The following is a 12,315-nucleotide window of genomic DNA, read 5'->3' on the forward strand; positions in this document are numbered from 1 at the left end:
CCCATTGTGACCCGGCACCCCTGGCGGTCCGGACGTCGGGGCGTACGGTGTTCTCGACAGACAGGCGGCCTGGGGCGACACTTGTGCGGCCCCCCAGGCCCTAAGAGGAAGGTGTCCGCGTGCCCCGCCGCAGAATCGGCTTCTGGTACCGCTTCGCAGCGGTCCTCTGCAAACCACCACTGGTGGTTCTGATCAAGCGGGACTGGCGCGGAATGGAGAACATTCCGGCTGAGGGCGGATTTATCACCGCGGTGAACCACAATTCGCATGTGGACCCGTTCGCGTATGCCCACTATCAGTACAACACCGGGCGTGTTCCGCGTTTCCTGGCCAAGGCCGGGCTTTTCAGGAAGGGATTCGTGGGGGCCGCGATGCGCGGCACCGGACAGATCCCCGTGTACCGCGAGAGCACCGACGCGCTGAGCGCGTTCCGGGCCGCGATCGACGCCGTGGAGCGCGGCGAGTGCGTCGCGTTCTACCCCGAGGGCACCCTCACCCGCGACCCCGACGGCTGGCCGATGACGGGCAAGACCGGTGCCGCCCGGGTCGCGCTGCAGACCAAGTGCCCGGTGATTCCGGTCGCCCAGTGGGGTGCCAACGAACTGCTGCCGCCGTACGCCAAGAAGCCCAACCTCCTTCCGCGCAAGACCCACCACGTTCTCGCGGGCCCTCCGGTGGACCTGTCGCGTTTCTACGACAAGGAGATGAGCCCGGACCTCTTGAAGGAGGCCACCGAGGTCATCATGGCCGCCATCACCGCGCAGCTGGAGCAGCTCCGCGGCGAGAAGGCCCCTGAGACGCCCTACGACCCGCGCCAGGTACGGATCGAACAGCGCAGGCGTACCAGGGCGCAGGAGCAGGCTCAGGAGCGGGCACAGGCCCAGCAGCAGGCGCAGGCACAGCAGGAAGAGGGGCAGAGCACGTGAGCAAGCCGGTCAAGGCGGCCGTCTTCGGGACCGGATCGTGGGGTACGGCCTTCGGCATGGTGCTCGCCGACGCGGGGTGCGAGGTCACCCTGTGGGCGCGGCGCGCTGAGCTCGCCGAGGCGGTCAACTCCACGCGTACGAACCCGGACTACCTGCCGGGCGTCGAACTCCCCGAGAACCTGCGGGCGACGACCGACGCCGCCGAGGCCGCGCGTGACGCCGACTTCACCGTGCTCGCCGTGCCCTCGCAGACCCTGCGCGGGAATCTCGCCGAGTGGACGCCGCTGCTGGAGCCCGACACGGTCCTGGTCTCCCTCATGAAGGGCGTCGAACTCGGTTCCGCGATGCGGATGAGCGAGGTGATCGAGGATGTCGCCAAGGTCGGCGCCGACCGTATCGCCGTGGTCACCGGACCGAACCTGGCCCGTGAGATCGCCGCCCGGATGCCGGCCGCCGCCGTGGTCGCCTGCACCTCCGAGGCGGTCGCCCAGCGCCTCCAGGCCGCCAGTCACAACCCGTACTTCCGCCCGTACACCAACACCGACGTGGTGGGCTGCGAGCTGGGCGGCGCGGTGAAGAACGTGATCGGTCTCGCCGTCGGCATCGCGGACGGCATGGGCCTGGGCGACAACGCCAAGGGCTCGCTGATCACGCGCGGACTCGCCGAGACCACCCGTCTCGGCGTCGTCATGGGCGCCGACCCGCTGACCTTCTCCGGACTCGCGGGCCTCGGCGACCTGGTGGCCACCTGCTCCTCGCCGCTGTCGCGCAACCACACCTTCGGCACCAACCTCGGCAGGGGCATGACCCTCCAGGAGACCATCGCGGTCACCAAGCAGACCGCCGAGGGCGTCAAGTCCTGTGAGTCGGTGCTGGATCTGGCCCGCAGGCACGGCGTCGACATGCCCATCACCGAGACGGTCGTCGGCATCGTCCACGAGGGCAAGTCGCCGGTCGTCGCCGTCAAGGAGCTCATGGGGCGCAGCGCCAAGGCCGAGCGCCACTGAGGAGCCACGCCGCGGCGCCGGGAATCTACGCTCCGCAACGGCTCGTACGACGCTGAGCGACCACCCGTGCGACGTTGGACAACGGCCGCGGTGGGGCGCTGACTCAGCGCCGTACCAACGGGTACTCTCAACGCGATATGAGCACCGAGAACCTCTCCCAGAGCCCTGAGCAGCCGCCTCGCAAGCCGCGCGTGGCCGTCGTCTTCGGCGGCCGCAGCTCCGAACACGGGATCTCCGTGGTCACGGCCGGCGCCGTCCTGCGCGCCATCGACCGGACGAAGTACGACGTCCTGCCGATCGGCATCACCCGGGACGGCCGTTGGGCGCTCACCGCCGACGAACCGGACCGGATGGCCATCGTCGACCGGCGCCAGCCGGACGTGGAGCAGCTCGCCGAGTCGAACGAGGGCGGCGTGATCCTCCCCGTCGACCCGGCCAACCGCGAAGTCGTCTACAGCGAGCCAGGATCGGTCCCCAAGGCCCTGGGCGAGGTCGACGTCGTCTTCCCCGTGCTGCACGGCCCCTACGGCGAGGACGGCACCCTCCAGGGCCTCCTGGAGCTCTCCGGCGTCCCGTACGTCGGTGCGGGTGTGCTCGCCTCGGCCGTCGGCCAGGACAAGGAGTACATGAAGCGGGTGTTCACCTCCTTCGGGCTGGCCGTCGGCCCGTACGTGGTGATCCGGCCCCGTGAGTGGGAGCGCGACGAGTCCGCCGCCCGCAAGAAGATCATCGACTTCGCGGGTGAGCACGGCTGGCCGCTGTTCATCAAGCCCGCGCGTGCGGGCTCCTCGATCGGCATCACCAAGGTCGACTCCCTCGAAGGCCTCGACGAGGCGATCGAGGAGGCCCAGCGCCACGACCCGAAGATCATCGTGGAGGCGCTGCTGCGCGGCCGCGAGATCGAGTGCGGGGTGCTGGAGTTCGAGGACGGTCCGCGCGCCAGCGTGCCCGCCGAGATCCCGCCCGTGCAGTCGCACGCGTACTACGACTTCGAGGCGAAGTACATCGACTCGACGCCCGGTCTCGTGCCCGCCCCGCTGACCCCCGAGCAGACCGCCGAGGTCCAGCGGCTCGCGGTCGACGCGTTCGAGGCCGCCTCCTGCGAGGGCCTGGTGCGCGCGGACTTCTTCCTCACCGAGGACGGCGAGTTCGTGATCAACGAGATCAACACCATGCCGGGCTTCACGCCCATCTCCATGTACCCACAGATGTGGCAGGCGAGCGGCGTGGCCTACCCGGAGCTGGTGGACCGTCTGATCGGGGCGGCGCTGCGCCGCCCGACGGGGCTTCGGTAGACCTGGGGCACCGGGGTTCAGCTCCAGGGAACACGCCCCCGCGCGCACGTGTGTACGTCAGTCGGCGATCCCTTCGGGGATCGCCTTCTTGATGGGCGCGGCCAGGTCGACGAGCGCGTTCGACCCGTCCCGCTGGACCCACTTCTTGGGCACGCTGACCTCGACGTACGCGCGCCGCAGGCTCGTGGTGAAGCGGTACGACCCGTCGTCCTGCTTCTCCATGAGCCAGCCGACGCCGTTCACCTCGCCGCTGAGCGCGTTCTGGTCGCTCATCTTCGCGGGTCGTTCGACACCGCAGCGCAGTATGATCGCCGGGCTTCCCCAGCCCGCGGTCAGCGCGGACCGGGGCTCGGGATCGTTCCGGTCGAGGCCGTCGATCTTCTTCGGCAGCACCTTGTCCAGGTTCTGGCACAGCCCGGTGACCTTCGCCCCCGGGCTGGGAACCGCGGCCGATCCGCCGTCGTCTGCTGAGGAGCAGCCTGTGGCGGCGATCAACAGGGCGAGAACGGGCAGCCCGAAGCGAGCGGTGTGCCGGTGACGGGAGAAGTTCACCGGCCAAGGGTAGACGGGGGCTAGAGGTGCACCACCGGACAGGTCAGCGTACGGGTGATGCCGTCCACTTGCTGGACTTTCGCGACCACCATGCGGCCGAGTTCGTCGACCGTGTCGGCCTGGGCGCGCACGATCACGTCGTACGGTCCTGTCACGTCCTCGGCCTGGATCACCCCCGGGATCTTGCTGATCGTCTCGGCGACGGTCGACGCTTTGCCGACCTCCGTCTGGATCAGGATGTACGCCTGTACCACGGAACCTCCAGGGCGGCCACGAGGATCATGTGGGGAAAAGGAACGCCACGGTATCGCGTCGCCGCTCGCCACGGGGAGACCCGCGGTGGCTGGGGCTTGCGCGCCGGGGTGCACGGACTGCACAAGTTGACGGTCAACTCGACCGTACCGAGGACAGAGACGGCTCGCGACCGGGCACGGGTAGCGGCAGAGGGAGCAGTACGATCATGAAGGGCACCGTGGGCGAGTTGGGGGAGTTCGGGCTCATCAAGGAGCTCACCTCGCGTCTCACCACCACCCCGGCGGTCCGGGTCGGCCCCGGCGACGACGCCGCGGTGGTGGCCGCGCCCGACCGCAGGGTGGTGGCGAGCACCGACATCCTCCTGGAGGGGCGGCACTTCCGCCGCGACTGGTCCACGGCGTACGACGTCGGGCGCAAGGCGGCCGCGCAGAACCTCGCGGACATCGCCGCGATGGGCGCCGTGCCGACCGCGCTGCTGCTCGGTCTGGTCGTCCCGGCCGAACTCCCGGCCACCTGGCCCTCCGAGATGATGGACGGGCTGCGCGACGAGTGCCAGGTCGCGGGCGCGTCCGTGGTCGGCGGCGATGTCGTGCGCGGCGACACCATCATGATCTCGATCACCGCGCTCGGCGATCTGCGCAACCACGAGCCGGTCACCCGGGGCGGCGCCCAGCCTGGTGACGTGATCGCCGTGACGGGCTGGCTGGGCTGGTCCGCGGCCGGGCACGCGGTGCTCTCCCGCGGCTTCCGCTCACCGCGCGCCTTCGTCGAGGCCCACCGTCGCCCCGAGCCGCCGTACCACGCGGGCCCCGCCGCCGCCGGGCTCGGAGCGACGGCGATGTGCGACGTGAGCGACGGGCTGATCGCCGATCTGGGCCACATCGCCGAGGCGAGCAAGGTGCGCATCGACATCCGTTCGGGCGCGATCGACATCCCCTCCCAGATGAACGACATCGGCCAGGCCGTCGGCGTCGACCCCATCCAGTGGGTGCTGACCGGCGGGGAGGACCACGCGATCGTGGCGGCCTTCCCACCGGACGTGAAGCTGCCCGCGCGCTGGAAGGTGATCGGCGAGGTCCTCAACCCCTCGGCGCTGCCCCAGGTCACGGTGGACGGCGCGCCCTGGACCAGCAAGGGCGGTTGGGACCACTTCGGGGACATCGAGTCGTAGCCGCCCACCCCGTCAGGCGGGATATGCGCGGAGTTCGATGCCGGTGGCCGCCTTCTCGGTGAGCTTCTTGAAGAAGCCCGCCAGGAGGCGGGAGCTGAGCAGCCGGTACGCGCGGTCCCGGCTGCGGATCCGCCGCTCGGTCGGCGGCGCGAAGAACGGTCCGGCGTTGCCCGAGATCTTCTGGCAGCCCTTGGCGAAGTCCCGGACGCGGGTCTCGTACTCGGCGAAGGCGGTGCGGTGGTCGCCGCCCGCGAGGGCCAGCTCGCCGGCCAGGACGTACGCCCCCACGATCGCCACTCCGGTGCCCATGCCGCCCATCGTGGCCCCGTACCCGGCGTCCCCGAGCAGCACCACGCGCCCCTGGGTGAGCCGTTCGACATGGATCTGGGCGATCGCGTCGAAGTACAGGTCGTCGGCCCGCTCCAGGGCCTTGAGGACCCCCGGGGTCTCCCAGCCCATCCCCGCGAACCGTTCCGCCAGGATCCGCTTCTGCGCGGCCACGTCACGGCGGTCGAACTCCAGCTTCTCGGACCGGAAGACGAGCAGCGCGCCCGCCCGGTCCGGGTCGCCGTCGTAGTTGCCGACGACCACCGCCCGCCCCGGTTCGCTGTACAGCCGCCCGGTGCGGTCGAGCCCCAGGTCGTTGGGGACACCGAAGGCCGCCACGTAGTGGTCGAGGAAGCGCAGGTGGCGGGACTCCTCTCCGAAGACGAGCCGACGGGTGAGGGAGTGCAGTCCGTCGGCGCCCACGACGAGGTCGAAGCGACGCGGGGCGCCGCGCTCGAAGGTCACGTCGACGCCTTCCGGGGTCTCGGTGAGGGTGGCGATCGAGTCCCCGAAGACGTACTCCGCCCGGTCCTTGGTGCGTTCGTACATGATCCGCGCCAGCTCACCGCGGAAGATCTCCACATCGCCGCTCATCATCTCGGCCGGCAGGTCCACGCGCGGGGTGCCGTCGGCGTCGACGACGGTCTGACGGCCCATGTGTGTCTGACGGGCGTGGATCTCGTCCCAGATGCCCATGGCGGTCAGGACGGTCCGGTGGACGTGCCCCCGGAAGTCGACCGCGAATCCGCCGGGCCGCAGGTCGGGTGCCTTCTCGACGACAGTGACGCGGGCGCCGTAACGGATCAGGTTGAGGGCGAGGGCGGGACCCGCGACGCTGGCGCCGGAGACGAGGACATGGAGGTGGGCGAGTTTCCCCGCCGGGTTCTCCGCCATGTTCTGTGTCGGCTGTGCCGGGTCCTGTGCCGGGTCCTGTGCCGGGTTCGTTGTCATGGGCAGGAGCTTCGCGGGAGGCGCTGACCGTGCTCCTACCGTTCGCTGACCGTGTGCCTGGCCGCCGGTCGGCGCGTCCGCCTAGTCGGCGGTGAGCGCCGCCGCCCCGAGCACTCGTCCCTGTTCAAAGGCCCTTTCGTACGCTTCGGGGGACAGTTTCTCGCGGATGTCCCGCTCATTGCGTACGGCTTCGGGGTCGCCCCGCAGTGCCGTCCCGCGCAGGCCGACGGCGGCGCCCAGCAGGACGGCGGCGCGCTCTGGGGAGTCGGCGAGGACCGCCAACGCCTCCGCGGACTCGGCGAGTTCCAGTACCCCGGGACTCTCGACGGCGAGGTCGGCCGCCTGGCGGGCCCAGTCACGCGCCTCGTCGAGGCGCCCCTCCATGGCCGCCGAGCGGCCGAGACCGATGAGGATGCGCACGGTCTCCCCCATGCTGAACCAGTTGGCGGCGCAGGCCTCCAGGGCGCTCTCGTAGCGCACGCGCGCGTGGCCGATGTCTCCCGCGAGCCGAGCGGCGTCGCCCAGGCCCCGCAGGGCACCCGCCGCCTTGTCGGTGAGGCCCACGGTGCGGGCCAGTGTCAGGGCCTGGCTGAAGTGCTCCCTCGCCTCGACCAGTTCCCCCTGGTGCAGCAGCACGGTCGCACGGGTGCGCAGGAGGTCCGAGGTCTCCTCGGGAGCGGCCAACTCCCTGACGTACGAGAGCCCTTCGTCGAGCAGTTCGAGAGCACGCCGGTGATCCCCGCGCCAGTCGGCGAACATGCCCAGCGGCTCGAGGCAGTTCGCCATGCCCCAGCGGTCCCCGGTCGCGCGAAAACCCGCCAGAGACCGTGCGAACGACTCCTCGGACGCCGTCGGACGCCCGGCGAACTGTTCCTGGAAGCCGAGGCCGACATCAAGAAGAGCCCGCCCCCACGCGTCGCCCCCGACCTGCACGCGCACCCGGTCGTTCGCTGCGGGGCGCGGCCCACCCACCACCGACCACAGCACCACGGTGAAGGGCAGCCGCAGGGGTCGGCTCAGCCCGGCCAGTACGTCCTCGACACGGGCCAGGCGCCGCTGATCGGCCGGATCGCCGCTCTCACCCGAGAGCGCGTTGATCACGCACAGGACGTACTCCTCCGCGAGACCCGCGGGCGGCTCGGCGCCCACGGCCGCGAGCAGCTCCCGGGCCGTGGCCGCCTGCTCTCCGTAGAGACCGCGCAACCGCCAGAACCAGGAGAGCTCGGCCATCAGCCGCAGGGCCTTCTCCCGGTCGGCGCGCACGAGATGACGCAAGGCCGCGTCCAGGTTGCCGTGCTCGGCGGTCAGCCGGTCCAGCCAGGGCAACTGGGCATCGTCGCGCAGGAGCGGCTCCGCCCGTTCGGCCAGCCGCAGGAAGTACGCGGCGTGGGCGTCCCGCAGCCGCTGCTGCTCGCCCGCGCGGACGAGGTGCTCGGCGCCGAACGCGCGGATGGTCTGCAGCATCCGGTAGCGCCCCTCGGTGACCTCCAGGAACGACTTCTCCGCCAGCGAGGCCAGCAGGTCCTCCGGAAAGGGCGTCCCGCACACCGCCTCGACCGCCTCGGCCGTCGCGCCCCCGGAGAACACGGTCAGCCGCCGCGCCATCTCCCGTTCCTCCTCGTCCAGCAGTTCCCAGCTCCACTCCACGACGGCACGAAGGGTGCGGTGCCGGGGTGCCTTGGTGCGGTCACCCCGGGACAGCAGCCGGAAGCGGTCGTCCCCGACGTGCTGGGTGAGGCGGTCGGCCAGTTCGTCCGGGGTCAGTGTCCGCAGCCGCGCCGCCGCAAGCTCGATCGCCAGTGGCAGCCCGTCCAGGGCGGCGCAGATGTCCGGCACGCGCGCGTGCCCCGCGAAACCGGGGCGCACGGCGGCCGCCCGGTCCAGGAACAGGCGCGCGGCCGGCTCCGCCGACAGCGGTGGCACCGGGCACAGCACCTCACCGGTGATCCCCAGCGCCTCACGGCTCGTGGCGAGGATCCGCACACCCGGGCAGGCGCCGAGAAGCAGCCCCGTGATCCGTGCCACGTCCTCGACCAGATGTTCGCAGTTGTCCAGGACGAGCAGCAGCTCGCGGTTCTCCAGGGCGGCGAGGAGGCGGTCGGTGGTGTCCCCCGAGGGAGTGCGGAAACCTTCACGCAGACCGAGGGCGGTGAGCAGGGCGTAGGGGAGCTGGGAGGGGTCGGTGAGAGGGGCGAGCTCGACAAGGCAAACGGGTGCGTAAGCGTTTACGTAAGCGTTTACGCGAGCGTGTGCGCTGACGCGCGCGTCCGCGTTCGCATGGGCGAGCTCGATCGCCAGGCGGGTCTTGCCCGCTCCGCCCGGCCCGGTGAGTGTGACCAGGCGCTCCTGGGTGAGCAGAGCGCCGATACGTGCGAGTTCGTCGTCGCGCCCGATGAAGCGGGTCAGCTGGGCGGGCAGCCGACGGTGGGCGGGGCCCGCGCCCTGGAGCAGTTCCAGGTGGAGGGCGGACAGGCCGGGCGAGGGGTCGGCGCCCAGTTCCTCGGCGAGGGTGCGTCGTGCCTCCTCGTACACCGTCAGTGCCTCGGCGGCCCGGCCGCTCGCGTGCAGCGCCCGCATCAGCTGTCCGTACAGCCGCTCGCTGAGGGGATGCGCGGCGAGCAGTTCCCGCAGCTCGGGGACGAGTGCGGGGCCGCCGCCGAGCGCGAGGTCCGCGTCGATCCGGTCCTGTAAGGCACTGAGCCTCAGCTCTTCGAGGCGGGTCACCTGGGCGTGCGCGCCGGGGAGGTCGGCCAGGGCCGGGCCGCGCCACAGGGCGAGCGCCTCCCGGAGCAAGGCCGCGGCTCGGGAGTGGTCGCCCTCGGTGAGGGCCGCGGTTCCGTCGCGGGAGAGCCGCTCGAAGCGGTGGGCGTCGACGGCGTCGGGGGAGACGGCGATGCGGTAACCGGTGGGGTCGGCGTCGATTCCGGTGTCGGGGCCGAGCCGCCTGCGCAGCCGGGAGACCTGGGACTGGAGGGCGTTGGCGGCCCCGGCCGGCGGATCGGCGCCGTACAGACCGTCGGTCAGCCGTTCCCTGGAGACGGTCCGGCCCGCGTCCAGGAGGAGCAGGGTGAGCAGCGCGCGGGGGCGGGGGCCGCCGGGGTCCAGGGGGCTGCCGTCCGTGGTGCGGATCTCGAGGGGGCCCAGGATGCCGAAGCGCATTCGGCAGATTCTGGCAGGCCCGCAAGCCGGGGGCTACGCGCGCGTGGGACACCCCATGCCCGATACGGCACAGCGGAAGGCAGCATGAAGACAACAAAAAACCGGCCCACCGTGAGGTGGACCGGTTCTCAGCGAACCAGCAGTGGCCGCGCGCATGGGGATCCCCCCTGCTCGAGCGGAGTCGAGAGCTTGGGGGAGTTGCGTCAGCGCGAGACCTTGCCGGCCTTGATGCACGAGGTGCAAGCGTTGACGCGCTTCGGCGTCCCGCCGACCACGGTACGGACGCGCTGGATGTTGGGGTTCCAGCGACGGGACGTACGGCGGTGCGAGTGCGAGATGTTGTTGCCGAAGCCCGGCCCCTTGCCGCAGACGTCGCAGTTGGCAGCCACGGGTCACTCCAAAGACTTCAGATGCTCTTACGGTTGATCCCGGCATGCCGGAATCGAGATCTAGGATCTGAGTGGCGGTGCCAGGGGGAAGACCCGATCGAATCGGGCAACTGGAGCAGCATACAACGACTGCGTCCGGAGAACGAAACTACCATGGCTGCCCCGGGGCTCGCCCCGGCCCTCCTTGGGGTCCCCCTACCGCCAGTAACCCATTCTGGGACTACGCTGCGTGCCACGTCCAGATGCTCAAGGAGGCGCAGGTGCCGCAGGTGCCGCAGACATTGGATGCTCTCGCGGTGCGCACCTGGTGCGGCCTCGCGCTGGAGGCGCTGGGGCGGGCGCGCGAGGAGATCGACGCCATCAATGTCTACCCGGTCGCGGACGGGGACACCGGGACGAATCTGTATCTGACGGTGGAGTCGGCGACAGCGGCGGTGGAGGCGGTTTTCGCGGGCTACGAGACGGTGACGGGGGTCGGTCCCACGGGGTCCGCTGCCTCCGAGGCCGTTTCCACGGCGGCCACGGGAGCCGGTCTGCCCACTCTCGCCGACGCCGTGCGCGCGATGGCGCACGGGGCGCTGATCGGGGCCCGCGGGAACTCCGGGACGATCCTCGCGCAGCTGCTGCGCGGCATGGCGCAGGTACTCGCCGCCGACGGTGCGACCGTCGGTGCGACCGGTGGTGAGATCGGTGGTGAGATCGACGGTGTGACCGGTGGTGAGACCGCTCACACCGACGGACAGGCCCTCCGGCTGGCCCTCCGGCAGGCCGCCGACTCCGCACGCGAAGCCGTCGCGCACCCCGTGGAGGGCACGGTCCTCACGGTCGCCACGGCCGCCGCCGAGGCGGCCACCGGCACGGAGGGCGACTGCGGCACGGTCGCGTGCGCGGCGTACGAGGGAGCACGGGCGGCCCTCATGGCGACCCCTGGCCAGCTGGCCGTGCTGGAGCGTGCCGGTGTGGTCGACGCGGGTGGGCGGGGGCTGCTGGCGGTGCTGGCGGCACTGGCGGAGACGTTCACGGGGGAGTCCCCGGGCGCCGGACGGGTGGCGGGCGAGGTCCACGCGCGCGTGAATGGCGTGGACGGTGGAGTGGATCGTGTGGATGGCGTGGGCCCCGTGGATGTGAACGGCGTGTGCGTGGACGGCCGGCCTGGGGAAGAAAGCCCGGCCTTCGAGGTGACCTACCTGCTGGAGGCGGAGGACGCGGACGTGGCGCGGCTGCGGGCCCGGCTCGACCGCCTGGGCAACTCGCTCGTCGTGGTCGGCGGGGACGGGCTGTGGAACGTCCATGTGCACGCGGACGACGCCGGTGCCGCCGTGGAGGCGGGGGTCGAGGCCGGGCGGCCGTACCGGATCCGGATCACGCACTTCGGGCTCGGCGACGCCCACACGGCGGGCGCGGCCGGGCGGCCGCCCCGGGAGCGGGCGCAGCGGGCCGTGGTGGCGGTCGTGCCCGGCGAAGGGCTGGCCGGGCTGTACGCCGAGGCCGGGGCGACCACCGTGCTCGCGCGGCCCGGGGAACCACCCGCCAGCGGGGAACTCGTCGAGGCCGTACGCCGGGCCCACGCGCGCGAGGTGGTGCTGCTGCCCAATGACGCCGATCTGCGTCACACCGCGGCGGCCGCCGCCGAGCAGGCCCGTACGGAGGGCGTCCGGGTCGCGCTGATCCCGACCCGCTCCGCGGTCCAGGGCATCGCCGCGCTCGCCGTCCACGAGCCCGAACGCCGTTTCGACGAGGACGTCGTCGCCATGACTTCGGCGGCGGGCGCCACGCGTTACGCCGAGGTCGCCGTCGCCGAGCGTCAGTCCTGGACCATGGCCGGCATCTGCCAGGCGGGCGACGTCCTCGGGCTCATCGACGGCGATGTCGCCGTGATCGGCTCCGACATCACCGCCACCGCCGAAACCGTCCTCGACCGCATGCTCGCCGCCGGCGGAGAGATGGTCACCCTCGTCCTGGGCGACGAGGCTCCCGGCTCCATCGCCGCCCACCTCGAAGCACGGGTCCGGGAGTCGTACTTGGCCGTGGACACGGTGGCGTACCGGGGCGGTCGACAGGGCGCGTTGCTCCTGATCGGGGTGGAGTAGCCGCCGGGGGCGCGCCGTTCTTTTCGGCCTGAACGGCCTCGTCCTCAAACGCCGGACGGGCTTCAGGCTCTTAGGGGCGCGGGGAACTGCGCGACCAACCCCCACTCACCCGCAGACAAAAAGCCCACCCGGGGGCCTGGGGGCGGAGCCCCCAGGAACGGGACGGGTGGCGGGGGCGAGAACCCCCCGCCCC

At 71.6% G+C, this 12,315-nt stretch carries 10 protein-coding genes; 5 read left to right on the forward strand and 5 right to left on the reverse strand.

Annotated elements, in window-relative coordinates; all coding sequences use genetic code 11:
- Positions 1-119: 119 nt before the first annotated feature.
- The 3 genes from ACZ7M2_RS42925 (at position 120) to ACZ7M2_RS42935 (ending at position 3,228) form a co-directional block, all read left to right on the forward strand.
- The gene (locus ACZ7M2_RS42925; RefSeq protein ID WP_352047776.1) at positions 120-926 is read left to right on the forward strand and encodes a lysophospholipid acyltransferase family protein; all 807 of its coding nucleotides are present in this window, start codon (positions 120-122) and stop codon (positions 924-926) included.
- Complete coding sequence (locus ACZ7M2_RS42930) at positions 923-1,933, forward strand: NAD(P)H-dependent glycerol-3-phosphate dehydrogenase (protein ID WP_471599938.1); 1,011 nt, start codon at positions 923-925, stop codon at positions 1,931-1,933. The genes ACZ7M2_RS42925 and ACZ7M2_RS42930 overlap by 4 nt, the downstream gene beginning before the upstream one ends.
- Before the next feature lie 137 nt (positions 1,934-2,070).
- On the forward strand, positions 2,071-3,228 hold the full coding sequence (locus ACZ7M2_RS42935; RefSeq protein WP_352047778.1) for a D-alanine--D-alanine ligase family protein: 1,158 nt from the start codon (positions 2,071-2,073) through the stop codon (positions 3,226-3,228).
- A gap of 57 nt (positions 3,229-3,285) precedes the next feature.
- Here ACZ7M2_RS42935 and ACZ7M2_RS42940 read toward each other — a convergent pair whose 3' ends face one another.
- Together ACZ7M2_RS42940 and ACZ7M2_RS42945 are read right to left on the reverse strand one after the other, a co-directional pair.
- Positions 3,286-3,780 (reverse strand): DUF3515 domain-containing protein, encoded by a 495-nt coding sequence (locus tag ACZ7M2_RS42940; RefSeq protein WP_471599939.1) that lies wholly within the window; start codon positions 3,778-3,780, stop codon positions 3,286-3,288.
- A 20-nt stretch (positions 3,781-3,800) separates the two neighbouring features.
- Entirely contained in the window at positions 3,801-4,034 is a 234-nt protein-coding gene (locus ACZ7M2_RS42945) for an Lrp/AsnC family transcriptional regulator (RefSeq protein WP_028802415.1), read from the reverse strand.
- A gap of 206 nt (positions 4,035-4,240) precedes the next feature.
- Between ACZ7M2_RS42945 and ACZ7M2_RS42950 the strand changes: the two genes are divergently transcribed.
- On the forward strand, positions 4,241-5,206 hold the full coding sequence (locus ACZ7M2_RS42950; RefSeq protein ID WP_054235392.1) for a thiamine-phosphate kinase: 966 nt from the start codon (positions 4,241-4,243) through the stop codon (positions 5,204-5,206).
- Between the two features lie 12 nt (positions 5,207-5,218).
- Here ACZ7M2_RS42950 and ACZ7M2_RS42955 read toward each other — a convergent pair whose 3' ends face one another.
- From ACZ7M2_RS42955 to rpmB, 3 genes are all read right to left on the reverse strand, one after another.
- Positions 5,219-6,427 carry an FAD-dependent monooxygenase gene (locus ACZ7M2_RS42955; protein ID WP_471599975.1) on the reverse strand — a complete coding sequence of 403 codons (1,209 nt, stop codon included), beginning with the start codon at positions 6,425-6,427 and terminating at the stop codon, positions 5,219-5,221.
- 138 nt (positions 6,428-6,565) lie between these two features.
- Entirely contained in the window at positions 6,566-9,643 is a 3,078-nt protein-coding gene (locus ACZ7M2_RS42960; protein WP_471599940.1) for an AfsR/SARP family transcriptional regulator, read from the reverse strand.
- A gap of 203 nt (positions 9,644-9,846) precedes the next feature.
- A complete protein-coding gene (rpmB, locus tag ACZ7M2_RS42965) occupies positions 9,847-10,032 on the reverse strand; it encodes a 50S ribosomal protein L28 (RefSeq protein ID WP_003993230.1) in 186 nt (61 codons plus the stop codon).
- Positions 10,033-10,292: 260 nt separating this feature from the next.
- On the opposite strand from rpmB, the gene ACZ7M2_RS42970 reads away from it, so the two are divergent.
- Positions 10,293-12,122 carry a DAK2 domain-containing protein gene (locus tag ACZ7M2_RS42970; RefSeq protein ID WP_471599941.1) on the forward strand — a complete coding sequence of 610 codons (1,830 nt, stop codon included), beginning with the start codon at positions 10,293-10,295 and terminating at the stop codon, positions 12,120-12,122.
- Positions 12,123-12,315 lie beyond the last annotated feature (193 nt).

It is taken from the genome of Streptomyces sp. NPDC111507, assembly GCF_055638955.1.

What these genes read in the sequence shown, in the direction of transcription:
- ACZ7M2_RS42955 (WP_471599975.1), bottom strand. Translation starts at nt 6,427, where the DNA reads ATGGCGGAGAACCCGGCGGGGAAACTCGCCCACCTCCATGTCCTCGTC.
- ACZ7M2_RS42960 (WP_471599940.1), bottom strand. Translation starts at nt 9,643, where the DNA reads ATGCGCTTCGGCATCCTGGGCCCCCTCGAGATCCGCACCACGGACGGC.
- ACZ7M2_RS42950 (WP_054235392.1), top strand. Translation starts at nt 4,241, where the DNA reads ATGAAGGGCACCGTGGGCGAGTTGGGGGAGTTCGGGCTCATCAAGGAG.
- ACZ7M2_RS42935 (WP_352047778.1), top strand. Translation starts at nt 2,071, where the DNA reads ATGAGCACCGAGAACCTCTCCCAGAGCCCTGAGCAGCCGCCTCGCAAG.